General features: G+C 52.5%; 27 protein-coding genes. 5 read left to right on the forward strand and 22 right to left on the reverse strand.

Features of this window, described 5'->3' with window-relative positions:
• Positions 1 to 8: 8 nt before the first annotated feature.
• The 15 genes from ACK2JC_RS04305 to rlmD form a co-directional block, all read right to left on the reverse strand.
• Positions 9 to 566 (reverse strand): YodL domain-containing protein, encoded by a 558-nt coding sequence (locus ACK2JC_RS04305; RefSeq protein WP_117634171.1) that lies wholly within the window; start codon positions 564 to 566, stop codon positions 9 to 11.
• A 131-nt stretch (positions 567 to 697) separates the two neighbouring features.
• Positions 698 to 1,510 (reverse strand): hypothetical protein, encoded by an 813-nt coding sequence (locus tag ACK2JC_RS04310; RefSeq protein WP_368271394.1) that lies wholly within the window; start codon positions 1,508 to 1,510, stop codon positions 698 to 700.
• Between the two features lie 27 nt (positions 1,511 to 1,537).
• The gene (locus tag ACK2JC_RS04315) at positions 1,538 to 1,855 is read right to left on the reverse strand and encodes a hypothetical protein (protein ID WP_320998787.1); all 318 of its coding nucleotides are present in this window, start codon (positions 1,853 to 1,855) and stop codon (positions 1,538 to 1,540) included.
• A 164-nt stretch (positions 1,856 to 2,019) separates the two neighbouring features.
• On the reverse strand, positions 2,020 to 2,595 hold the full coding sequence (locus ACK2JC_RS04320; protein WP_117634157.1) for a hypothetical protein: 576 nt from the start codon (positions 2,593 to 2,595) through the stop codon (positions 2,020 to 2,022).
• Entirely contained in the window at positions 2,585 to 2,875 is a 291-nt protein-coding gene (locus ACK2JC_RS04325) for an AbrB/MazE/SpoVT family DNA-binding domain-containing protein (RefSeq protein ID WP_117634158.1), read from the reverse strand. Before ACK2JC_RS04325 ends, ACK2JC_RS04320 begins: the two co-directional genes overlap by 11 nt.
• The gene (locus tag ACK2JC_RS04330; RefSeq protein ID WP_117634159.1) at positions 2,868 to 3,296 is read right to left on the reverse strand and encodes a hypothetical protein; all 429 of its coding nucleotides are present in this window, start codon (positions 3,294 to 3,296) and stop codon (positions 2,868 to 2,870) included. Before ACK2JC_RS04330 ends, ACK2JC_RS04325 begins: the two co-directional genes overlap by 8 nt.
• Positions 3,296 to 3,679 (reverse strand): hypothetical protein, encoded by a 384-nt coding sequence (locus ACK2JC_RS04335; RefSeq protein ID WP_320998786.1) that lies wholly within the window; start codon positions 3,677 to 3,679, stop codon positions 3,296 to 3,298. Before ACK2JC_RS04335 ends, ACK2JC_RS04330 begins: the two co-directional genes overlap by 1 nt.
• On the reverse strand, positions 3,666 to 4,616 hold the full coding sequence (locus tag ACK2JC_RS04340) for a DNA adenine methylase (protein ID WP_349769498.1): 951 nt from the start codon (positions 4,614 to 4,616) through the stop codon (positions 3,666 to 3,668). The genes ACK2JC_RS04335 and ACK2JC_RS04340 overlap by 14 nt, the downstream gene beginning before the upstream one ends.
• 15 nt (positions 4,617 to 4,631) lie before the next feature.
• Entirely contained in the window at positions 4,632 to 5,855 is a 1,224-nt protein-coding gene (locus ACK2JC_RS04345; RefSeq protein ID WP_368271395.1) for a hypothetical protein, read from the reverse strand.
• A gap of 274 nt (positions 5,856 to 6,129) precedes the next feature.
• The gene (locus ACK2JC_RS04350) at positions 6,130 to 7,764 is read right to left on the reverse strand and encodes a hypothetical protein (RefSeq protein WP_320998784.1); all 1,635 of its coding nucleotides are present in this window, start codon (positions 7,762 to 7,764) and stop codon (positions 6,130 to 6,132) included.
• Positions 7,758 to 8,141: a hypothetical protein gene (locus ACK2JC_RS04355; RefSeq protein ID WP_368271396.1), complete on the reverse strand. Its 384-nt coding sequence runs from the start codon at positions 8,139 to 8,141 to the stop codon at positions 7,758 to 7,760. Before ACK2JC_RS04355 ends, ACK2JC_RS04350 begins: the two co-directional genes overlap by 7 nt.
• A 477-nt stretch (positions 8,142 to 8,618) precedes the next feature.
• The gene (locus tag ACK2JC_RS04360) at positions 8,619 to 9,050 is read right to left on the reverse strand and encodes a hypothetical protein (protein ID WP_320998782.1); all 432 of its coding nucleotides are present in this window, start codon (positions 9,048 to 9,050) and stop codon (positions 8,619 to 8,621) included.
• 24 nt (positions 9,051 to 9,074) lie between these two features.
• Positions 9,075 to 9,503: a hypothetical protein gene (locus ACK2JC_RS04365; RefSeq protein WP_368271397.1), complete on the reverse strand. Its 429-nt coding sequence runs from the start codon at positions 9,501 to 9,503 to the stop codon at positions 9,075 to 9,077.
• Positions 9,504 to 9,594: 91 nt separating this feature from the next.
• Entirely contained in the window at positions 9,595 to 10,440 is an 846-nt protein-coding gene (locus ACK2JC_RS04370) for a hypothetical protein (protein ID WP_368271398.1), read from the reverse strand.
• A 232-nt stretch (positions 10,441 to 10,672) separates the two neighbouring features.
• Positions 10,673 to 12,076: a 23S rRNA (uracil(1939)-C(5))-methyltransferase RlmD gene (rlmD, locus tag ACK2JC_RS04375; RefSeq protein ID WP_320998779.1), complete on the reverse strand. Its 1,404-nt coding sequence runs from the start codon at positions 12,074 to 12,076 to the stop codon at positions 10,673 to 10,675.
• A gap of 439 nt (positions 12,077 to 12,515) precedes the next feature.
• Between rlmD and ACK2JC_RS04380 the strand changes: the two genes are divergently transcribed.
• The 3 genes from ACK2JC_RS04380 to ACK2JC_RS04390 all read left to right on the forward strand — a co-directional run bounded on the left by ACK2JC_RS04380 (position 12,516) and on the right by ACK2JC_RS04390 (position 15,167).
• Positions 12,516 to 13,721: a hypothetical protein gene (locus tag ACK2JC_RS04380; RefSeq protein ID WP_320998778.1), complete on the forward strand. Its 1,206-nt coding sequence runs from the start codon at positions 12,516 to 12,518 to the stop codon at positions 13,719 to 13,721.
• Between the two features lie 145 nt (positions 13,722 to 13,866).
• Positions 13,867 to 14,655 (forward strand): DUF4253 domain-containing protein, encoded by a 789-nt coding sequence (locus tag ACK2JC_RS04385; protein WP_320936892.1) that lies wholly within the window; start codon positions 13,867 to 13,869, stop codon positions 14,653 to 14,655.
• A 158-nt stretch (positions 14,656 to 14,813) separates the two neighbouring features.
• Entirely contained in the window at positions 14,814 to 15,167 is a 354-nt protein-coding gene (locus ACK2JC_RS04390) for a hypothetical protein (RefSeq protein ID WP_092361643.1), read from the forward strand.
• 121 nt (positions 15,168 to 15,288) lie between these two features.
• Here ACK2JC_RS04390 and ACK2JC_RS04395 read toward each other — a convergent pair whose 3' ends face one another.
• The 5 genes from ACK2JC_RS04395 to ACK2JC_RS04415 form a co-directional block, all read right to left on the reverse strand.
• The gene (locus tag ACK2JC_RS04395) at positions 15,289 to 15,609 is read right to left on the reverse strand and encodes a hypothetical protein (protein WP_007710446.1); all 321 of its coding nucleotides are present in this window, start codon (positions 15,607 to 15,609) and stop codon (positions 15,289 to 15,291) included.
• A gap of 125 nt (positions 15,610 to 15,734) precedes the next feature.
• Entirely contained in the window at positions 15,735 to 18,080 is a 2,346-nt protein-coding gene (locus tag ACK2JC_RS04400) for an ATP-dependent helicase (protein WP_320936891.1), read from the reverse strand.
• Positions 18,081 to 18,231: 151 nt separating this feature from the next.
• Positions 18,232 to 18,384, reverse strand: coding sequence for a hypothetical protein (locus ACK2JC_RS04405; protein WP_007710442.1), 153 nt, complete (start codon positions 18,382 to 18,384; stop codon positions 18,232 to 18,234).
• 105 nt (positions 18,385 to 18,489) lie between these two features.
• Positions 18,490 to 19,473 carry a hypothetical protein gene (locus ACK2JC_RS04410; protein ID WP_227169764.1) on the reverse strand — a complete coding sequence of 328 codons (984 nt, stop codon included), beginning with the start codon at positions 19,471 to 19,473 and terminating at the stop codon, positions 18,490 to 18,492.
• A 24-nt stretch (positions 19,474 to 19,497) separates the two neighbouring features.
• Entirely contained in the window at positions 19,498 to 20,823 is a 1,326-nt protein-coding gene (locus tag ACK2JC_RS04415) for a 2-hydroxycarboxylate transporter family protein (protein WP_276950383.1), read from the reverse strand.
• A 130-nt stretch (positions 20,824 to 20,953) separates the two neighbouring features.
• Between ACK2JC_RS04415 and ACK2JC_RS04420 the strand changes: the two genes are divergently transcribed.
• Both ACK2JC_RS04420 and ACK2JC_RS04425 read left to right on the forward strand, forming a co-directional pair.
• Positions 20,954 to 21,871 (forward strand): LysR family transcriptional regulator, encoded by a 918-nt coding sequence (locus ACK2JC_RS04420; RefSeq protein WP_320936890.1) that lies wholly within the window; start codon positions 20,954 to 20,956, stop codon positions 21,869 to 21,871.
• Between the two features lie 130 nt (positions 21,872 to 22,001).
• Entirely contained in the window at positions 22,002 to 22,625 is a 624-nt protein-coding gene (locus ACK2JC_RS04425; RefSeq protein WP_092361653.1) for a DUF1836 domain-containing protein, read from the forward strand.
• Positions 22,626 to 22,740: 115 nt separating this feature from the next.
• Here ACK2JC_RS04425 and ACK2JC_RS04430 read toward each other — a convergent pair whose 3' ends face one another.
• Together ACK2JC_RS04430 and ACK2JC_RS04435 are read right to left on the reverse strand one after the other, a co-directional pair.
• Positions 22,741 to 23,049, reverse strand: a complete 309-nt coding sequence (locus ACK2JC_RS04430; RefSeq protein WP_007710423.1) for a YerC/YecD family TrpR-related protein — start codon at positions 23,047 to 23,049, stop codon at positions 22,741 to 22,743.
• Positions 23,050 to 23,145: 96 nt separating this feature from the next.
• On the reverse strand, positions 23,146 to 23,958 hold the full coding sequence (locus ACK2JC_RS04435; protein WP_320936889.1) for a Cof-type HAD-IIB family hydrolase: 813 nt from the start codon (positions 23,956 to 23,958) through the stop codon (positions 23,146 to 23,148).
• Positions 23,959 to 24,017: the final 59 nt, after the last annotated feature.

The raw sequence follows: 24,017 nt of genomic DNA on the forward strand, positions 1-24,017 counted from the left end.
TTCCATCTTTACAACTGAAGCACCTGGGACTGGATCGGTTCCGGTCCCCCAAATGCAACCGGTTTAAAATCCCTATAGTCCACGTAATAGAATTCACTGGTGTCCTCATCGTATAGCTCAATCACATCTGACACCGAGAGGGAATGTCCCGTATAGCCTGGAACCTCCTGCCCTCCATCAAATTTCTCGTAGATCCTATCCAACTCATTGGTCTCTATTTCCCCGTCATAGACCATGTGGTAATTCTGTGGGGCCGGTTCTCCGAATCTCGTAACCAGCGTATCATAGCCAATGAATTTCATATGGATATTGACATCGGACTTCAACTGCCAGATCCGGCAGTTCTTCAAGGGTTCACAGCCCTGAGTCTCTGCCTGTCCATTCATCAGCCGATCGTATACGCCGCCCTTCCATACCACGGCTTCAATCCCGCCCTGCCGTTCCAGATAGGCTTCCAGTTCCTTTCCCTTAAAGATCGGGTCCACCACCGCCTGGCTCCCGGCAACATATCCGGCTGGGTTTCCAAAGTATAAAATCCTCCCGTTTTCCACCCGAATCCCACGCATGGGCATTCACTCCCTTCTTGTTGTTTCAATCACTTCTTTACTGCCAACGGCGTCTTTCCCAAGCGTTATTACTCCCATTTGCAGCGTCCCTGGCTCAAAAACCATGCCACATCTCAAGTTCCTCCTAACAGTTACAGACTCATGCCTTGTGAAAGAGCGGTACCGCTCTCCTCCTGTTCCATCCTGTTTTTCCCTCCCGATTGGTTCATCCGGTGGGCTGACTGGATCCCTTCATATTTCTCCTTGTGGATAATGGCTGCTTTCACATAGACGGTTTTTCCGTCTTTGTATTTCCGGTAATGTCCTCTCCTGGTGTGAGGCCGCATTTCATACCCCGTTCTCCTAAATCCGCCTCTTCCGCTGTTCTTCTTGCTAAAAAAATAGACAGCTCCGATGGAATCCGGGGCTGCTCCTTCCTGTTTCATATCGAACACCTTGATACTGTTTTTGTCTACAAACCGCTGACTTTGAATCGCCTTTCCTGCATACTCCGACTTTCTGGGATGCTCCTCCAGATACTTGCGCCGTCTCTGCTCTGCCAGTTCCATTTCCTGCAAATAATCCAGGAGACTTAAGAACACCGCCGTCACACCGTCCGTCTTTCCGACCAGGTTTTCAATGGGAATTTTCCTGCTCCCCTTCAACCGGTCTAGGATTTTAATACAGAGATCTTCATCCTTCTCTACCAGATAGGCACAATCTACGCCACTGCTTCCCTGTATGTTAATAATATAATGCACATCATCTGCCACCAGCCGGTTCAGGCTCTCCTTATCTGTTTGGGTCATCTCATAGTAACCGTATTCTTCATAGAGCCGCTCATTGATCAGCAGAAGCTTGGGAACACAGTCATATTCGGTATAATATTTTCCCTTCTCCCTATCGTATTGAAAATGGCGGCTTCTCTGCTCCGGCAGGATGGATGAGGCAGACTTCTCATCCACATACCGCCGTTTCTTCTCTGACTGTCCTTAAAAAAATGGGATCATGAGCAGCATATCCAGATAATGGTCCAGGCGCTTCCGAAACTGCTTCATGTCCCGCCCTGTCAGATCCTTCAGACAGCGTTTTCGGTCCTCCTCCTGGCTGTAAATAAAATCCGCCAGACGTTTTTTCTTGGTTGCCAGCGTTATTAACGCCTGGCTGCGCTCTTTCTTGCTCCCCCTCTCCAGTATCATTTCCGCTGTCAACAGGTCGCTGACTAGTTCTTTCCGCTCCTCCCCTTCCCCCACCATGTGGTTGTAAAACCGGTACTGGGGAAGGTTCATTTTGTCCACGTATTTAGACATCCGCTGCCCTCACTTTCCTACTTCTACCTACTGTATCAACTCAACACCATACCATGCTGTACGCCGGAAAGCGATTCACAAAAACCAACAAACATTGGATAAGAACATGCAGCAGACCTGGCAAAACCATGGGCCGCTCAGTGTGCTAAATCGCAATTCTCTTCTTACATCTGCATTGGTCCCGGACTGCCTTCCAATCCCTGGCGCATTTGATCTAACTCTTCCTGTGTGGGGTAAACCTGCCTGCCATCCCGCACCTCCCAAACACAGAAATCATTCCGGTCACAGAGCATGATCCGGTGCTGATAGGATTTTTGCATTTCCACATATTCCATGGCTTCCTTTTCATTGCAGAGCCACACCCCGGCCGCATACCTTCCATCCTCCAGAAAGCTGTATCCGCTGTACTGGGGTTCATGGTTCTCCAAAGGCAGGGCTCCAAGTGGGCGGATCTGGGAAAGCTGCAGCTTCTCCTCATCCGGCAGCAATTCCGGCTTTAACACCCCAAGCACATGATCCCGAATGCAGCGTTCAAACTCTCCGTTCTTTAAATTCACCAGAAACACAGACTTTCCCAGGGCATTCGCATTGGCTCCTTTCCCGCCTGTGCAGTAATAAAGTTGCCGGCCAAAGCCAGCCTCCTGGGCAGATTCTTTCAGGACAATCACCTTCCCCTTCAGAGAACAGCCACTTCCTGTCTCCACACAATCCCTGTCTGCATAAATCCGACTATCCGACATGGTATTCCTCTTTCTCCCGTACCAGCCCGGACAGGTCTGAAATCAGGCTTAAGCGGACCGCATCTGGCATGGTTTTAATGGCGGCGCGGACGTAGGCTTCTACTGCTTCCGGTGACTGGTCCCCCACCTCCACGATTTCTACCTTACGCACGGATACCTTTCCATCCTGGAGCTGAAGGGCCAGGATATCCCCGCCGCACATACCGGCCGCCAGACGCAGTTCCCGCGGAATTAACACTCTTCCCTTACTGTCCATCACCTTATATACCAGCTTACTCATCGTAGTACCCTCCTTCTTCGATTGTCTTGTACGCTTCCTCCGCAGATATCCCAAACAGGGACAGGATCTCCAGAAGCGGCGCCTGGACCGCCGCCATGGGATCCGTATCACCGATTAAAATCGCCCCCGGAATCGTCTGCACCACCAGCCCTGCATCCATTGGGATATGGGCATCGTTCAGTAAATCATGAGGGACTACCAGCGCTGCCTCCTCCTCATCGGCAATGATATCCGTCTCACAGATCCCCGTTTCCACCTGAAACCGCGGCCCATAGCCGTTAGCTTCTTTTACCGGACTGGTGGGGGCAAACTCCAGCGTTACCAGATTCCCCGGAGGCAGGCACATGCTTTCCAATACACCTGGCGGCAGGATGATGCTTCCATCCTCCGCCACTCTTCCATTGATTTTCACGTTTCTCATCACGCCTCCCTTTCCTCTCCTTCTGCTGTTTTATCCTGCTGTTCTAACTCCCGAATGAATTCCTGAAGTTCCTCTTCACTCACACTAAGCTGCGCGGCCTCCAGTTCCTTCACAAGCGCCGCCAGCCCGCTTATTTCCTCCAACAACTGCTCCAGCCGTGTTCCATTGCAGTACCCGCTGAACGTCCGCAGATAGCCCTTTACGTCCGCATGATACTGCCCGGTTTTCTGATTCCTGACCATGGCAAAGTAACAAGCCGCCAGACAGCTGTCATCCACCTTCACGAAGAGGTGTCCTCCAGCTCCAATAATCAGGCGCTGTTTTCCTTCTGTCTGTTCCTCCAGCCGATGCTTTGCCCACCAGAGTTTCTCAATTCCTTCCATCTTCCGTCTCACCTCCCAACAGCCCGGCAGAAAACAGGTTCATCTGCTGTGGGCCCCATTTCTTCCGCTCCTGGGGATCATAGTTGGTAATGATTACCTCCGGGAATTCACACCCACGGTCATAGCGCTGGGCCAGGTTATTGATCCGGCTGACCGCCGTGATGTGGCAGCCCTCGTACAGCCCCCGGATATAGTCGCAATCGTTATAGCTGACCATCCATTTTCCCTGACAGCCTGCCAGGGTTTCCCGAAGCCTCACATGGTCCTGCCTTGGGAACTCCACCTCATAGTGGTCCTCCGTCATAAAATAGGGCGGATCGCAATAAAGAAAGGCGTTCTCCCGGTCGTACTGCCGGATGAGCGCCTCAAAGTCTTTATTCTCGATGACCGTATTCGCCAGCCGGTCCGCCGCCTGCCAGATCAGATAGAAGGTCTTTCTCACATCAAAGGGCTGACAGCCAAAGGATGTGCAGCCGCTTCCATAGCTGTACCGGATTACCTTGTAAAATGCCGCCGCCCTCTGGACATCCCCCGGCGCTGCGCGTTCCAGAAGGAGGGAACGCAGTTCCTCGAACTCCATGAGCGGCAGGTTATGCCTTGCCAGCTCCAGTTCCTGCGCCAGGAAAGTCCGATTGAACTCCTGCCCCTCTAAAAACCTTCGCAGCACAAGAAATTCATCCCTTCCGTTTAAAGGCAGGAATCCCAGCTGGCGTAAAAACTCCATGGGATGGTTCTTTACACAGGCATATAAATTGGTCAGGTTGGAATTGAAATCATTATAGACCTCCATCACCTTCGGATCCGGCAGTCTCCCGAACAGCACCCAGCCTCCGCCTCCGAACACCTCAATATAACGCTCAAAACTGGCCGGAGACAATTCATACACCGTGTTCCGCAGCGCCTTTTTGCCCCCCACCCAGGATATAAAACTGTTGATACTACCTCGCCTCCTCTATCCCATTTCCTGCGTCATCATGGCATGGTCCTCCGATTGAACTTCCACCAGGTCGGGCTCCTTTGAGACCGCCCCATAGGCTGTGAGCTTCCTTCCGGTCTGGACATACAGTTCTTTCCCATAACCTTCAAAGTCAAACCTCCGAAATGCCTGTGCCTCCAGGTCTGCTCCCATCTGCTCCAGACATTCCCTGCCGTAGGTGGCATAAGTCACCTGTGCCGGATCAAACGCATACTGAGCCAACCTATCTGTCAGCTCAGTAGCCTGCTCTAAACTGGAACAGCTTTCAAACTCAGCCACTGCTTTGTATTTCAGCAGCTCCTTCTCCGTCATGGACGTTACCTTCACCGCCAGGTAGTTCCACCGTTCTATGTCATGATCTTGCCCTGTTAACTGCTCAAAAAGCGGAGCAGCAGAACGCACTTTGGCAATCCTACAATACTTGAATGATTCCAGTCCCAAACTCTCGAACACCTGGACTTTTGTCGCTTCATCATACGGAAGTTCCAACCAAACTCCCACTCCTAAATCTTCCGGGTTCGTTGCCTCTGGGACAAGGTACAGAGAAAACAGAGATTGGTGAATCTCTACCTGTTCCGGAAGCTGCTTCCCGTCATAGACTTCCTGCCACTGATCTGAAACACGGTAGCAGTAGCCCCTGGATGTAAACACGCCGTTTTCCGTTTCTCTTACATATGCTCCAACCTTTTCAGTATCTAAAAGCGGGTAAATGTCTCCTGGCAGCTCCTTTAACAGTGGATCCAGATCATTTTCAATGGTCATTTCCCCGATATCACTGTCACATCGGATCCCTGGGAGGAATTCAAACCGCTCCAGGTTATACAGACCATTGATAACCTGCTTCATATTTTGCTCCGGAAGAACCTTTAAAACCCCTTCATAAACTTCAATCTGCCGCTCTGTCATTTGTGACAGCTTATAAGCTAACAGATTTAATTCCTCCAGTGTATGATTGTAGCGCTCCAGAACCGATTCGATAAAACCCGGCCAGTACCCTCCGCGGTCCAAAAGATAAGGCTCCCCCTCCTTTAGTCTGGCCCTCTGAAACGCATCCTTTACCGCCTCCTGGTGAGCCGGCAGAGAAAGAACACTTCCCTGATAAGCAGGATCTTCCTCAAACTGGAAGGCATAGATCCATACCTTCATGGGTTTACTCATACCTCTCATCCTCCTTTCCTTTTCTCCCTCTTCCTCTTTCATGGTTCACTCCATGCTCATTCCCTGCGAAAATGTCTTCTGGACAGGCTCAGCTTGCACCAAGCGGCATTTCTCCGCTACCTCCTGTACCAGATTAAGCGATTCCTCCAGAGCTCTCTTTTCTGTCTCTAAATCTATATTTGATCGCAATGCTATGATGATCGTCCTTTCTGCCTGCTGCAAATCGCTGCGGACACGTTCATAATACCTCCATCTCCCTCACCTCCTCTTTCAGATTTATCGTTTCACAGCTGTCGACTGGCTCCTTCCCTTCTTTTTATGAGATGCCGCCCATCCCCTCCATGCCTGTCAGTTCCTGCTCCGAGACAATCCCCTTCAGCTCCTGTTCCGTCTGTACACGAAATTTAGAATGGCCAAAATAGACATACAGATCACAATCCGACTCACACTCGATGCCTTCCTGTGAAAAACATTCTCCCCAGCCATCACAAGCTTGTCCGACCCATTCCCGTTTGAGGACCTCCAGTTCTTCCGGATTCAACTCCCCATGGCTCTTGATTTCCAGCACACCCCAAAGATTATATTGATAACGTTCTACGGTTGGGCGCATACTGATTACCCTTTGTTTTAAAAGTTGATTATCCAGGTACTCTCCAAGTCCTTTTTCTGTTTTTAAGATATCATCTGCGGCAATCGCCTCCCGGATATCCTCCTCATAAGAAATCAATCCAACAGAAGAAAGTGAAGAGGAATACTCATCCTCATCCACCAATTCTGCCAACAGCGGACTGTACAGTCTGATAACGGAAGCATTCTCGCTCAGTTCATTGCAATGCCACTCATCACACAGCACGGTTCCCTGTTCCGACCACCTGGTTCCATCCCGCTTCATCAGCGCCTTTCCCAGACTGTTCCAATCCAGGTATGCTTCACAAAACCGGGAAACATACAGCGAACCGTCATCTTTCATCCGCCATCTGGCATAGTCTTCTGGTGTTCTAAATTCTGAAAGGATCTGATAATGATCCAGGTCACTTAAAACATCCGTGGCCTCATCCAGGCTGCGGGGGCATTCCGCGGTTAACACCGCTTTCAGCTTTTCCACGATCTGTTCCGTGCCGTCCAACACCTTTTCTTTTAAAAACCAGGCAAACCGGTTCAGTTCTTCTATCTCACTCCCTACCGGAAGATAATGACGCAGTTCATCAAGCGGTCCTCCGTACTGATTCCATTGGCATTCGGAAAACTCCTGTATCCCCAGTTCCTTTTTTGCCAGCTCCATTTGTTCTTTATCTGCCGGGATTGCCAGAGAAACATTTACCAAACCATTTTGCGAAGGGCGGCGCAGATGAAGCAGAAATAGCGAATTTTTATCATATCCCGGATCCGGAAGGTAGTTCTGATACACTTCTTTATAAACAGTATCCTCACGCTTTAGGACCAGACCACTTGGACAGTAATCCCCTCTGTGGTCTGCAAAATAGGAATCTCGGATCCGTCCAAAATCCAGCATAGGATACAGTACCTCTGGTATCTCAATCTGTTTCCCCCTGCGTAATAGCTCTGCCGCAATTCGCCCCGGATCACTGATATCCTCCAACAGATCATAGAAATCCAGGTTAAAGGAAAGATTGATGATCTCCTTCAGCGTTCCGGGCGCTTCCAATTTAAGCGCCACAGAAAAAATGTCCTGTTCTTTCCTTGTCATATGCCGCAGCCGCAAATCCAGGAAGTCCAGTTCCTTCCGCATCATCTCATCTCCGTAATCCATCCCTGTAATCATCTCTGACAGTAGCTGAACCGATGAAACCAGAGAACGGACCGTCACCGTCTGATTCCCAGCTTTTCCCTCGTCCAGTATCTTTTTGACAGCCTCAAAGTCTGAAGCCGACATAGGAATTCTCATCAGCTCTGAAACCATATCCCCATAGCCAATCCGGATTTCTAACATTCCACTTCCTCCTTTAAAACAGTCCCTATTCCATGCCGGCTGATTAAGACCGCATGGATAATCAGACGCAGCAGTCCGTCATGGAACAGTTCCGGATCCCCTAATTCTGATAAAGACACATAAGATTTTCCAGTACATAATTCCTTAGCCACACAGAACGTTGCATAGCTGTCCAAATCAGCCCCGCGAAGGCGGAATCGGATGAAGTCAATCGTGCGCTCCTGCACAAATGGCCCGGCCTTTTCCCAAAGCCTCTCCTCGCTGCTCAACAAAAACACGGCTGCTGCAAATCCCGGTTCCGTCACAAGCCCCGGATATAGACCACAGCGCATGAGCGCACGAAACCGCCGCCTGTGTTCCTCACTTTTAAAAAACATAATCCCTTTCTCCCCTTCCTCCTGGAGCTTCCCTACCCGGACCGTCAGGGCCGAGCTCGGCAGCTCCTCTGCCAACAGTCTGAGTAAGATCTGATAGAATGCGGGAGGCATTTCCTCATCCGCTGCGGTATACAGATGTCCATCCATTTCCTGTTCTTTTTCTGCTCTCCACACATTGACATACAGGCAGCTTCCAACTCCCGCTGTCTCTCCAGCCTGTCGGCTCCGGATGACCCCGCTTCTACGCGGTCTGAACCCTGGCACCTGCTGCATTTCCCGTTCCAGCTCTGCGATTGACGTTCCTTTCATAAATCTTACAGTCATGGTTCTCAGTCCTTTCTTTCAAATCGGTGGGATTTTGACATAAAAAAAGCAGCTATGCCCTTATTCTAAAAGACATAACTGCGGTTCCATGGTCTCACCAGATGCCAGCACTTTCCTGTCAAAGCCCGCCTGATTAATTTCCATTGCTTCTCTCTAACGGAATACCATGGATTCCAATTCATCCAGCCACCCCATATCCATCTCTTCTGCTTTTGAACTGATACTCTCCATACGGTAACCCAGTTCTTCCAGTCTGCTCTGGACTCCTTTTACACAGTAGTTGGAAAATCCTTCCGCCTCCTGTTTATTTTCATCGTAACAGGAAAACTCATACTCCACCCTTACCTTGTAGCCGTCCAGAAACCGCAGCGTCAGATCGCTGGTGATATATCCCTTAAGACTTTCATCATTTAGGAATGCGGTCTGAATGTCATGTTTAATCTTTTCCTTCATCCCTTCATACATCAGGCAGTTATTCTCTCTGTCATCAAAACCAGTATGAAAGGTTATGGCTGTATTCACTGTATAATCTTTCAATTCATGATTCACCATCTTTCTTTGATGTATTGACCTTGCGAAAACCAATTAATTGGTAATCCCCCTACCCTTTTACTGCTTCATCGACATCCCGCCCAGACCAGCTTCCTCGCCTTCCCATGCAGAATGAGACGGGTGTTCACCCAGCTGTTGAATCTCCTCTGTCTTTTGTGCAGGCGCCTCGTCCAGAAAACCTCCCAACCGGTTCGGAACATAATCAGACAGCCAAGTACCCCCAAACGTCTCATGGCTCTTAATTCTCCATATCGCCAGCTTTCCAAGATCGAGTTTCACATCCTCAAACGGAAACAGCAGGTTGGTCAATCCCTCATGGCAAAATGACTTCACATGCTTAAACTCTGTCCCCTCCAATAAAATGCCTTCCTGTGTTAACAGTTCGTTGATTCCGTCTATCCACTCCTGCGCATCCCCTCCGCAGCCTTGGAGAATCAGTCCCTCCTGATTTGTCATCCTGCGTAATTCATTGGCTATAATCTGCATGAAATTCCCCCTACTTTTTTCTTATCTATTAAAAAGGCCAGCCATTTTTTGATCTGACTGACCTGGAATTTTTATTCGATTACCTTTTCGTTTACATCCCCAATGCTGGTGCCTGCTGATTCTCCATGCTCTGACAATGCTCAGTCACCAAATCATTCAACTCCTCTATGGAACCATACTCCAGCAGCCAATCCCACAGCGTTGGCACTCTGCACTGGATGGCTAACTGTTTACATTCGCTCCAGTTTGAAATTCCCATAGCGCTCTTGAGCGCATCCATTTTGCTTTCGATTGCCGGAAGGCTCAATGTATAGTTATCATAAGGATTCCCTTTATAAATCCATACTTTAAAACTACAAGTCTGTTTGAAATCCGGATCTGGTAACTCATTCCCTCTATAGATGGGCTCCAGTTCTTCTTGAATCCCGCTGGTATAGCCAAATGCATGAAACATACCACCGTGTTTTTTTATATAATCTTTTCCAATCCCTTCATAATTAAATCTGGCTGCCTGTTCCTCCATAGCCATATCAGCGTTTCCCTTCAGCAGATATTCTCCTAATTTTACTTCTGTAGTTGCGCTCGGCAGATATCTGAATTTATCCATGTTGCAGGAGAGATTGATCATATCTTGGATCGTCTCCGGTTTCATCATATCAATCACGGTTCCGAATACCGCCTCATCCTGGCTGTCCATCCATTTCACACGATAGGCCAGGTAGTTCAGTTCCTCCAATCTTTTTTCTGACACCGGGACCTCATACAGGTACTGGCGCAGATTTGGAATGGACGATTCCACATAGGCGGTAGCTGTTTCCAACGGAACTGTATCCGTTCCATTCAGAAGAGAATAAGCTTCTCTCATTTCTTCGATTGTAGCCGGCAGACTGATACCTACACCAGGGCTTACTGTCCGGCTCAAATAAATCTTAAACATTTAATTTCCCCTCTCTATCCCTCCGCATATAGCCGTTTCTATTTTTGATACTCTCTATTAAAAAGGCCAGCCATTTTTGATCTGGCTGACCTGAAATTTTACCCCATATCCTCTTTTACCCGTCTCACATCTATGAAAAGGCCAAAAAATCGGGGTCAAAAACGGCCATTTTTTGCCCGATTTTTTCCTCGATTTTTCGCCAAAAACCACTATATCTTGCGGTTTAACCCTTCTATTTTCCTTCCAAACCACAATTCCGCATCATTATTACCACCTCGACATTCCCCGTCCCCGGAAACATATCCACCGCTCCCCCCTTCTCCACTCTATACCCTCTCTCCTGCAGCACCACCAAATCCCTCGCCAAACTGGTCGGTTTACAGGAAATATAAACCATCCGTTCCACCCCAAACTCAATAATCTTATTCAGAGCCTTCGGATGAATTCCATCCCGCGGCGGGTCCAACACGATCAGATCCGGCTTGTCCTGGATCTCGTCAATTACCTTCAGCACATCCCCGGCCAAAAATTCGCAGTTCTCCAGCCCATTCAGCTTCGCGTTCATCCTGGCAGCCTCCACGGCCTCCTCCACGATCTCCACGCCCACCACCTTTTTCGCCACCGGGGCCAGGATCTGTGCGATGGTTCCCGTGCCGCTGTAGAGGTCGAAAACCACCTTGTCCTTCGTCTCCCCCACATAGCTCCTGGCCATGTCGTAAAGCACTTCCGCCCCCAGGGAATTGGTCTGGAAGAATGAGAACGGCGAGATCCGGAAGCGCAGCCCCAAAAGCTCCTCGTAGAAATAATCCTGCCCGTACAGCACATCCGTGCGGTCGCTCTGCACCACGTCCGCCAGAGAGTCGTTCAAGGTATGCAGAATTCCCGCAAACCTTCCCTCCAGCTCCAATCCCAAAAGCCTCTCCTTCCAGCCCTCTAACATCTGGTCCTCCTGCATGTCCGTTCCCAGGTACTCCGTCTGAGTGGTGGTCACCAGATCCACCAGAATCTCCCCGGTCTTCACTGCGCGGCGCACCAGCAGGTGGCGCAGATAGCCCTTATGGGAGAGTTTTCCCAAAAATGCCGTCCCAAGCTCCGCAAAATATGCCCGCGTGGATTCCAGAATTTTACAGAAATCCCCATGTACAATCCGGCAGCCCGGCGTAGTCACAATATCGTAAAAGCTGCCTCTTTTGTGCATCCCCAACGCCAGAGGTCCTCCCTTAAATTCGTCCCCAAAAGAAAACTCCATCTTATTGCGGTAGCCGTCGGAAATCGGACTACCCTTGATCCCCTGGAATTCATAGCTGCCAGGCTCCACCACCGGGTCCAGCAGGGCCTTCACCTGGCCCTCCTTGATCTTTAACTGCTCCTCATAGGGCAGACTCTGGTACACGCACCCGCCGCAGATTCCAAAATGCTCGCACGCCTCCCCGGGGCGTTCCACCGGCGACGGCTCCAAAATGGTCAGCAGGCGCCCCTCGCTTTTGCCCTTGCGCTTCTTCGTCAACACGCCTTGAATTTTCTGACCCGGAAGGGCATTTTTTACCACAATCCGCTCCCCATCCACCGTTACAATTCCTTTATTTGGAAATTCTATCACATCCACAATCCCTTCAAACAGGTCGCCTTTTTTCATCGTCAATTCTCCTCGTTCATTTTCTTCTGCCGGGTGCCTAACATGGCACATTCGGGTTTCCAGCTTCACCTATTATACCAGAAAGATCCCCGTCAGCCAATCCTTTTCCACATACGGACGAATGCTCCACACATTCCGCTTCTGTATTCCCATTCCCTGTAATATCCAGGAAATCTGCTACAAACCGAGAAAGCTTCGCCGCGCATACAATCCCTGGGCGATCATCTGTCAAAACCAATCCTAAGTCATAACTTTACCGCCATCCCCCCTCACCAGGTCACCCTATCTCCGCAAACATATTTCAGACAACTGCTTTAACGGCCGGTTCCTTGACGGCCCCAGATACTGATTGCCGTTTCAAATCCATTTTGTTATAATGAACTCATCTGTTTTCCATATTTTACCGCGCCCCTTGCGCGCCTTGTCAGGAGGTAACGTTATGAAATATCAATGCAAAAACTGCGGTACATCCCTTGGCTACGACGGCCTCTGCTGGAGATGCCGCGCCATGAAGGAGAGACAGGAGGTACTGGCCTGGACGGATGAGGAAATTCAGGAAAAGCTCCGCCATCTGACCGCCAACGCCGGCAAACTGGACGATTATCGCGCCAGCGAGTACGCCACCCTCTGCCAGCTCATGGAAATCCGCGGCATCTGCCCTCCACAGCTTCAACGGGCCGCCCTTGAAGCCGGGGCCTTCTCCCTGGCCCACCTCTACTACCACGCTCCCGCCGATGTGCGCGACGGGTTAATCCTGCAGCTCATGGAAACCCCGTCGCCCCACGAAGCCGCCTGTCTGATGGAATGCCTGGCCATGCAGGGGGACGACCGGGCGCTGGAAATTCTGCTGGAGCTTGAACGCCATCCGCGCCCCTGGCGCCAGCAGCTGTACGTGGACCCTTCCGTCTACGCCCAGTGTGGCGGCTGGACCTTTGACGGCGAAGGGAACAGACTGCAGCTCAATTTCGATACAAGTTATGCGCTGGTAAAGGAGGAGGCAGGAGCCCTCTCCTCCACGTCTCACTTCCCCCATATTCTGTCCGCCGGTATGTCCGCCTCTGATCCCTCATCCGCCGGCGCCACTCCGGAGAATCCCCCCGCCGGACACAGTTATTCCCCCGTGAAGATCGGCCGCATTCGGCAGGATCGTTGTCCCCACTGCGGCTGCTCAATGGCGGACATGCTGATCCTGGACGGCCGGGATGAACGGCTGGAATTCTTGGGCATCGACGGCATTTTCACCGCCTCCTGCTGCCCCAACTGTGTTGGCTTTTCGGAGGCCAGCTTCTCCCGATACACTCTGGACGGCGGCAGCGAACCGCTGTATTCGGAGCTGGAGATATCGGATGTCGAGGACTATCTGGGCCGGAATGGAATTGAAGAGCTATCCTCCAACTCCTATGTGCTGGACAACCACCCCGTCCCCATCTTTCTCGGCGCAGGCAGCGAGGACTTAAACATCATCGGCGGCTTCGCCAACTGGATTCAAGACTGGCAATATGCCGTCTGCCCGGACTGCGGCAGGCCCATGCGCTACCTGGCCCAGATCCAGTGGGATACAGTGCTGGAAAACATGGAAGGAACTCTCTACATCGAATTTTGTCCCGACTGCCGCGTGGCCGCCATGATCCATCAACAGACCTGACAGTACGCACCATTTCCGAACCAGGCCGCCGGAGCGCTAACCGCTTGGGAGCTCCGGAATTCCAACCGCCCCACCCCACCGGGAGCTCCAACCGCCCCACACCCACCCTAAAAATATCAATTAATCAAACAAGGAGAGCGCAATAATGAAAAAACCGAATACCTTCGCAAACTTAATGCAGTCACTCATCCGCTATCTAAACTGCCCCTGCCAATCCTTCGAACCGATGGAAGACGACGATCCCATCCAGAATGCCTACCGCCAGGCCAGGGACCGTGGCGCGCGGGAGGGATTTCTCCCTGTCCTGGTGGTGGTAAATGAAACCCTCTGGGAATGCCTGGTCATGAACTCCGGCCAGGACGACGATGCGGACGATTTCGCCTTTGACCCCGGCGCGGTGGCAAATTACCGGGACGCGATGCTGTCCGCCCCCTTAAAGAGCGGCCGTCTGGTTCTGGACCATCTGACCGTCGTGCGGCGGGAAGAAGCTTCGGAGGACGATATGGACTGGGACGAAGAAATCCTGGGAGAAATGGCCGGAGGCGAAGCCATTGACCGCTTCTGCGGTTACTGGGATTACTCCACGAAAAAGACATATCCCCTGGTGCTGGCGGAAATCCCGGTCAGCCGCCCCTGGGAAATCTTCGCCTGGCTGCCCTTCGGCGGCTGGAACGAGTGCCCGGACACCCCGGAGCTGATGGCGGTGTCAAAATACTGGTTCGAACTCTACGGAGCCGTCCCGGCAGTCATCACCCACGACGTGCTGGAATATTCCCTGCCCGCGCCCGTTGGGGACGACGCCGCTGTGAAATTGGCTCTGGAGCATTACGCCTGGTGCCCGGATGTGGTGGACCAGGGAAGCGAGGACGGTACGGTGGGAACCCTGGCCGACACCCTGAGACAGTCCACCATCTGGTATTTCTGGTGGGATTGACCCACAGTCCGGCTGGCCGAAGCCGCGGATCGGCCGGTGTATTCCGCCCGGCCCAACGATTCTCAAATCCCCGCCATCTTGCCGCCGTTTCCCCTTCCAGGCGTTCCGCACAGACTGTCATTTTCCGCATAATCTAACCAAAAAGAGGTTTTTCCGCTATGATGACAGAGCGGTATATGATCAACTTTTACAGCGTCGGCGGCAAACCGTTTTGTATGAAGGACGTGACGCAGCTGTGGGCCGCGGCAGCGGCCAACGAGAAGGCTTCCAGCGGCTGCTTTGTAAACGCCGTGGTCGACAAAACGGTTTTAATCTGCGATGCGGATTACAGCTGCGGAGACGACAGCTCCGGCGTGCGCGTGGTGTCCACGCGGAATCCGGTGATCGATGAGAACAGCCGGAACTATTTCGACTCAATCACCAGAGTAATTTTAGAGGTCAAAAAAAGGCTGGATAATCCCCCGGTGGGAATTACCATTGTGAGCGTCAACTACTACTATTTTCAGGGATAAATTTCCTCAAACAGTTCTCATTTCCCCGCAGATATGCAGACAGGCCGGACTTCCCTGCAAGCCCGGCCCCGCCACTTAAAAGGGCCCCCGAAACCGGGAGCCCTCATTCATAATCCGTTCTTTATTCCTCTTCCTTGGAAGCCTTCTTCTCTTCCACCGCCTCGTCCTCGAAGAAATCATCGTCGAAGTCGTCGTCGAAATCATCCTCGAAGTCCTCTAAATAGTCCGGTGTAAAGAAACGGTATACCGCGTATGCGATACCTGCTACCGCCGCCACAGCGCCGATAATGGCTAATACCCACAGGATACAGTTCTTTTTCTTATCTTCTTCCTCTTTTCTATGCAACAGCTCGTTCAGTCTGGTGGAATTCATGATCTCTTCCACACGGCTCATAGCTTCCTTCCCCATCGCATCAAAGCGGTCTCTGTCAAATCGGTTCATATTGCCCACGTCCTTTCCTCCTAACGATTCAGCCTGGTTGAAATGCTTATTAAGTATTATATCATGATCAGGCCTTTTTTACTATCCCAATTTACTCAAATTTTTAGAATTTATCCAGTAGTATTCTAGATTTTTTTCAATTTTGCAAACGACGCAAACATCTTCTTCTGACCTGCTTTGTCGAACTCCACCGTGACCTCATAGTCCTTGGCTCCGTCCTCCACAGACTTCACGGTTCCCTGGCCGAACTTGATGTGGGAAACCCGATCGCCTGGTCCGTAGTCCAAGGACGACTGCTTCTGCACGGTAAATGCTTTCCCGAAGGCCGGTTTCGACGCGGGAGCCGACCCGGCCGGAGCGGTATTCCGGGAAGCATAGGGGTTGTGGCTGCTGCCGAATCCCCTCCCCTCGGCCTTGGGCTGCGCTTTCATGCCGCCCGGGTTCCAGGGCAGGGAGTCGTCCGCGTAAGCGTCCGTTTTCCGTCCGGAAGCCCCTGCGCTCCCGCCGCCTCCGCCAAAGCCGCCGTACCCGGACAGGGCCGGCTCCAGACGGTCAAATTCCACCGCGGAGGCGGGAAGCTCCTCCACAAACTGGCTGGGCTTGGAATAGCGGGTCTCCCCGTTGACCATGCGCTGCCTGGCGGAGGTCATCACCAGCTCCTCCCTGGCCCGGGTGATACCCACGTAGCAGAGTCTGCGCTCCTCCTCGATCTCCGACTTGTCGTCCGCAGTGATGGACATCATGCTCGGAAATAAACCGTCCTCCATTCCCACCAGGTATACCTTGGGGAATTCCAGGCCCTTGGCGCTGTGCAGAGTCATGAGCGTCGCCCGGTTCTCGGATTCGTCCATGTTGTCGATGTCCGCTACCAGGGCCACCTGTTCCAAAAACTCGTCCAGGGAAGGATGTTCGCTGTCCTGCTCATAGCTGACAGCCTTGTTCACCAACTCCTCGATATTCTCCAGGCGGGTCTGGGACTCGATCTCCCCCTCCGCCTCCAGCTCCTGCCGGTATCCGGTCTCGTCCAGGATTCCCTCGATCAGGTCCTGAATGGTGAAATCCTCGGAGTTCGCCCGCACCTTGAAGCTCTCGATCTGGCCCACAAAGGCCTCGATCTTGGCCGCCGCCTTGCCGAGCCCCGGCACCTGGCGTGCCGCCTTCAGCGCGTCGTACAGGCTCATGCCATGCTCCGACGCAAAAATCGTCACCTTGCCCATGGTGGTGGCCCCAATCCCGCGCTTGGGCACATTGATAATCCGCAGCACGGATAAGTCGTCCACACCGTTGGCGATGGTCCGCAGGTAGGCCAGAATGTCCTTGATCTCCTTGCGCTGATAGAAGTTCACGCCTCCCACCAAACGGTAGGGCACATTGTAGTAAATGCACCGCTCCTCCAGAAGACGGGACTGGGCGTTGGTGCGGTAGAGCACCGCCTGGTCCTGGTAGGAGAAGCCGCTGTCCCGAATCTGCCGGGCCACGTAGTCCGCCTCGTCCCGGGCGTTCTCAAACTGTTTGAAATGCACCAGCGTGCCCTCGCTGTTGGCCGTCCAGAGCGTCTTGTCCTTCCGCCCGCGGTTGTGCCGGATCACGCCGTTGGCCGCGTTTAAAATGTTCTGGGTGGAGCGGTAGTTCTGCTCCAGCTTGATCACCCTGGCCCCCGGAAATGCATCCTCAAAGTTCAGGATATTCTCGATGTTAGCTCCACGGAACTTGTAAATGGACTGGTCGTCATCGCCCACCACGCAGAGGTTCTTGTATTTTGCCGCCAGCAGGCTGATGAGCTTGAACTGGGCCAGGTTGGTGTCCTGGTACTCGTCCACCATTATGTACTTGAAACGCTCCTGGTAATAATTCAGCACATCCGGGTTGTTCTGGAACAGTTCCACCGTCTTGACGATCAGGTCGTCGAAATCCATGGCGTTATTCTTCTTTAACTGTTTCTGATACTCCTGGTAGATCTCCCCGATCCGCCGCTGTCTAAAATCCCCGGTGGCGTTTAACAGAAATTCCTCCGGCCCGATCAGCTTGTCCTTGGCCGACGAGATGGCGCTGAGCGCGCCCCGCTCCTTCAACTGCTTGGTGTCCACGTCCAGGGTTTTAAACACCTGTTTCATCAGCGTGCGCTGGTCGTCGGTATCGTAGATGGAAAAGCTGGTGGAATACCCCAACGCCTCGATATGCCTGCGCAAAATGCGCACGCAGGAGGAGTGGAAGGTGCTCACCCAGATGCTCTCCGCGCCGAAGCCCACCAGCTTGTCCACGCGCTCCCGCATCTCCCCTGCCGCTTTATTGGTAAATGTGATGGCCATGATGTTCCATGGGTTGACCTCTTTTTCTTCGATCAGATAGGCCACCCGGTGGGTCAGCACCCGGGTCTTGCCTGAGCCGGCCCCGGCCAGCACCAGCAGCGGGCCCTCCGTACAAAACACGGCCTCCTGCTGCATTGGATTCAGTGAATCGTAAATACTCATTCTTTTCTTACCGCCTTTTGTCCCCCTCGCGGGGTTTGTCCGCCCCGCCGAGGCGGGGCTGCGAATGCTGCAAAGTCTATCTTATAACATTTTCGGCGATTTGTCACCTACCACCTTGCAGGCGCGGCGGACATTCCCTCACGCAGCCGGATCAGCAGGGCCTGCGCTTCGTGTTGGGTCCCATGCCTTCCCGGCGGGAATTGTGGGTCTGGTTCTGGTTCTCCGGCTTCACCTTTTCCGTGATGCTGTTGAACATTTCGTTGGACTTCTTTTGATTGAGTTTTTCCTCTTTGTCTTTTTCCATGTGATCACCTCGTGGATAGTATGGCATTTCCGGAGGGAAAATACACGTGGCGGTGAACGTGTGAAATGCCTGCCGGTTTGTGGCCGGCAGGCACATTGCATTCGCTCAAATCACCGTCAGGCCGTGGCCAATGAGCCAGTCCTGAAGCAGATCCGCGATCTCGAAATTGTTGTATTCCATCATCAGCATATGGGAATTTCCCCGGATTCCCATCTCCGGAAGATCCAGTATCTGCCCGTCTCCTCCCGCCCGGCAGAACCGGCCACAGTATTCCCGCGCCACCTCCCTGGCCTCCTTCCACGCCGGATGCAGATCCGTATAATCTCCAAAGACCCATAACACCGGCACATTCACAGACTCTCCAAAGCGGCCGTTTCTCCCTGCGCCGTATGGCTCCACCGCAATCAGCGCTTTTACCAGCTCCGGCCGTTTTTCCATCACCTCAAACGCCAGAGTGGCTCCCTGGGAGTGGGCCACAATCACGGAAGGACCGGTCCGCTCCAAAAGGCGACAATACGCTTTCACCATAAGCTCCGAGCTCTCCGTCCAGCGCGGCACAAACTGCATGGCATACTGGCGGAAACTGTTGATGGGAAAACGGCTGTTTTCAAACACTTCCCCCTTCTCATAAGACGCTCCCAGCCGAAAGCGTTCAAACACATATGTATAGTTGAACAGCGTCGGAGACTCCTTAAACTCCTCCGCCTCCGGGCACCAGCCTGAACGGCCGCGCTCAACGGCGTCCGCCAGATAGGTTTTCCATCCGCAGCGGATAAAATAGTTCAGCCATCCCGGCCTTCCGTCCGGGGTTGTCTCAAAGGCCTTTCCCGTCATCCCTCCGCCGTGCCACAGCAGCAGTGGGCATCTGCCCTTTACAGTTTCCGGTATAAAATACTGGGCGTACATCTGTCCGGCCCGGCGGATTCCATTGGGATCCACCACGATGCGCCGTCCGCATTTCCCATTCACGTCAATCTCTTTTGCCGGACGGCCGCAGATCTCTACATCCTCCCCTCCAACGTGGAAAGACCCCATATCCTGCAGCCGGATTCCCGACGCAAGTTTTTTTGAACAATCATACAATGACATTTCCAAAATCCACCTTTTTCATTTTTATCCCGCAAATGCGGACATCAGAATACTTGCGATAATCAGCATAACTCCTCCGCCGATCCGGGAAGAAATCTGTGCCCAGGAAAGCAGATTCATGCGCTGGGCCGCGCCCAGAACCGCCACATCCCCGGCCCCGCCGGAATTGGACATGCACAGGGCTGCGGTAATCACCGCCTCCACCGGGAAGAATCCCATCAGCCAGCCCATAAGCGCCGCTCCGGCCATAGCTCCCAAGATCACGAAAAATACCATAATGAAATTGCTGATGGTGAGCACTGCCAGCACATCCGCAATACTCACATACACCACGCCAACGCCCACCATAATCACCCAGGAAAGCTGTCCCGCGAAAAACGACTGCAATTTCCTGGAGCCATCCTTTACGCTCTGCGGAATCAAGCCGAGCATATTGCTGACCGCCAACAGAATCACCATATAGGCGAACGCATGGATGGAAACGCCCATAACCGGCGGAATTATTTTGCTCAATATCACTCCCATGATATAATAGCCGGTAGCCAGCACGAAGCCGGAAGCGCAGGAGCGCGGCGTAACGTTCTCCATTCCCACTTCTGTCACGGTTTCCTGGTGTTCCCTCCGGGACAGCCTCCCCTCGCCCGACAGCTTTGGAAATACGAGGCCGATTTTGTTGACCACCGCCCCCAACACGATGGACATGACCAACCCCAGAGTCAAAATCGGGACTGCAGTGGACAAAAATTCCGCAGCAGGACCCATGCCGGCCGACTCGTAGATCTGGGACATGGGGACGGCCCCCGCTCCAGTCCCAGGCCCCATGATCGGGAGAAAATAGTACAACAGCACTTCTCTGACGGATTTTCCAAAAAGCAGGCCTCCCAGACTTCCCAGCGCCGCCGCCCCGGCCAGCCCCGCCAGCACGGTGGGGATATAGCCCAAAAACGATTTGAGCAGCACTGCCCGGTCGATGGACAGGATGCTTCCCGTGATCAGCACTGCTGCATAAAAGGTGATAAAATCAGTGGTTTTCATCAATTCGCCGATGGACTCCCTGCAGGATTCGCCCAGAAGATTGAAATACACCAGCAACGATCCCCCCAGCAGCGCCAAAAGCGTTCCGCCTCCGATATAGTCTTTCCATACCGGCAGCCTGTCCCCCAACTCGCCCATCACAATCCCGATAATAAACATTGCCCCGATGGATCCCACCATGGAAGAGGGAATGATATCCAGTTGATTGGCCGTTATCACGGTGAACGCGAGAAGCAGAAACAAATACATTGGAATCGCAAACAGTTTGTAACCCCAGAATGAGTGGCCGTCTAAGGCCTGAAATAGTTTCTCCACATTTGTACCCCCTGTCATTTTTCAGTTGTGTTTGTTACATCTTTAGTATATGATAGTCTCATACATAACTCAAAGCGTTTATTCTTATCAAAATAATAGGTTTAGCCTATGATCATGGCAGGGGGAGTATATGGACGATATTGAAATCAAAGATTTACGGTATATGTCGGCGATCGCCAGGCATGAAGGCATCTCAAAGGCTGCGGACGAGCTCTATATTTCCCAGCCCGCTCTCAGCGGCTACCTGAAAAACCTGGAAACCCGGCTGGGAGTTCCCCTGTTTCAGAGAATCGGCAAGCGGATGGTCCTCACCTATTTCGGAGAATGCTTTCTGAAAGAAGGGAACGAAATTCTGCTGCGCCACAAACATTTTACGGAAGAGTTGGATCGAATCCGCTGTGAGGAACGCGGACGCCTGAGCATCGGCTTTCCGATATTGCGGGGAATTTCCCTGCTCCCAGCTACACTGCCCGTTTTCAGCAAACGTTTCCCCAACGTGGAAATCCGTTGTTACGAGGAGGATGCCTCCGCCCTGGACCGCCTGATCCAGCAAGGTGAACTGGATATCGGTTTTTTCAACTGTCCCATTGACAACGACAGCATTGACTACCAGGTGATCAGCAATGAAGAGATCGTTCTCTCCACCTCTCCGGATGATCCCATTATTTCCCAGGCCTTCAACAAAAAAGGCTGTAAGTATCCCTGGCTTGATCTGCGGTTATGCCGGGACCACAAGTTCATTCTCAATTATCCGGAACAACGTACCACTCAAATCGCCGGCCACCTCTTTAAGCAGGCCGGATTCACCCCCAAGGTCTCGCTGCGGATCAGAAGTCTGATGACAACCGTCAGTCTCTCCGCCAAGGGTTACGGGATGGCCTTTTCCTCGGAGAAATATCCCCGGGAGCTGTGCCTGGGAGACAAACCCTACATCCTCTCCATCGGGGAGCCTGTGACGATGATGAATTTGGTAGCCGGCTACCGCAAGGGCATAAAACCTTCCCTTTATGCTCAGACTTTTATTGATATTGCCCGTCAGTTCTATTGACCGCGCGGACAGCCGTGACATGTGCGGACCCCTCCGTCCCACCTCATCATCCCTTTTTTACAACTTATCACATTTCCCACTTGTCATCTAGTATTGAATACTATATAATGGTGACTATGAGGTGATAACGATGAAAACCAACGAAGAACGGCTTCAGGACATGCTGGACTGCCTGGGTTCCCTCTCCCATGTGAAAGCCCGGGAGATTCCGGACATCGATCTGTATATGGACCAGGTGACCACCTTTATGGACGAGCATTTAAAGGACACCAGACGTCACCCGGAGGACAAGGTTCTGACCAAAACCATGATCAACAACTACGCGAAGAACAACCTGCTCCCTCCGCCTGTGAAGAAAAAATATTCCAAAGACCACATGCTGATGCTGGTCTTTATCTACTATTTTAAGAATGTACTGTCCTTTGCGGATATCGAGGAGATTTTCCGGCCCATTACCAGCCGCCACTTCTCCGGCAGGCCCTCCGACGTAAAGCTGGAGGACATTTACGAGGAAGTGTTCACCCTGGCGGCCGGACAGATGGACCGACTGCGGGAGGATCTGATGCAGAAATATGACAAGGCCCAGGGCACCTTCGGGGACTCCGGCCTGGACGGGGAGGAACAGGAATACCTGCGGCTCTTCGCGCTGATCTGCGAGCTGTCCTTTGACGTGTATTTAAAGAAGCAGATGATCGAGCTGCTGGCCGACCAGCTGCGCAGCGAAAGCCCTGACCGGGACCGCAAAAAGAAGTGAGAACGCAATCGCCCGCAGGCTGCGCCGGCGGCCCATTGCATTCAAATGAAAGACAGCCTGTCCGGCGCCAATGGCTCCGTACAGGCTGTTCTCTTATCATACATCAACCATACCGTTATGTCCCGGCAGGTCCGTCCGGCGGCGTAAGTCTTGCAAATACCATATCGTACCCATCGCTCCCATAGTTCAGCGAGCGGTTCACGCGGCTGATGGTAGCGGTGGAAGCGCCCGTCTTCTCCGCAATCTCCAGATAGGTCTTACCCTCGCGCAGCATCTTAGCCACCTCGTAGCGCTGAGAAAGGGAGAGCAGCTCGTTGATGGTGCAGACATCCTCGAAAAACTTATAGCACTCCTCCGGGTTCTTCAGCGTCAGGATCGCGTCGAACAAATGATCTACCGCCTCGGTTTTGATTTTCTTGTTCATGGTTCGGTACCCTCTCCTTGGTCATCTTTCAAACTTCATTCATTTTAGCATATTAAAGTCCGAAAGTCTACCCTTCCCATGAATTTTTAGAATGATTTAAGATAACATAAATTTCTCCACCACATGGGCCACCCCATCCTCATTGTTGGACAGCGTGATATAGTCCGCGGCTTTGCGCAGGGGCAGAACCGCATTCTCCATGGCAACGCCCAGTCCGGCGAACTGAACCATGGTCAGGTCGTTGTAGCCGTCGCCGCAGGCGATCATCTGATCCTTCGTCATCCCCAGCACCTCCAGCAGACGCGCCAGGGACAGGGCCTTGTCGATACCCTTGGGCATCACTTCCAGGAAATACGGCTCCGAGCGGTACACGCTGAAATTCTTGCCCAGCGCCGCCTTCACCAGAGGTTCCACGGTCACCAGGTAGTCGCCGTCGTCCAGCATGAGGAATTTGGGCACCTCGAACCGGACGTAATCTTTCATGCTCTCCACCTGAACCAGCGGCAGATGGTTGATGTTGGACTCCATCACAGCATAGGGACACTGATCGTTGTTGGTTATGATCTGAGTCTCCTCATAGGTCAAAATATCCACCCGGTGCTCCTCCGCCAGGCCGATAATCCGTTCGTTGGCCGCCAGCGGAATCTGCGAGGCGAACACCACCTCGCCGGTGCGGCAGTTGGTGATCATTCCCCCGTTGTAGGACAAAATATAGCTGCCGAAGCGCTCCAGCTCCAGTTCCTTTGCCAGGGGCTCCACCCCCGCCGTGGGGCGGCCTGAGGCCAGAACCACGATTTTCCCCTGTTCCTGGGCGCTCATCAGCGCCTGTTTGGTCCGGGGCGTAATCACCTTGTCCCGGTTTGTCAGCGTGCCGTCCAGATCCAGCACAATCATCTCATAATTGGTCATTCCAGTTTCTCCCCTTGTCGTGCGTAATTTCACCTATTCATTCTACCAGAAACGCAGCC

The sequence above is a fragment of the Enterocloster lavalensis genome (assembly GCF_046603895.1).
GTDB classification, from domain to species: domain Bacteria; phylum Bacillota; class Clostridia; order Lachnospirales; family Lachnospiraceae; genus Enterocloster; species Enterocloster lavalensis.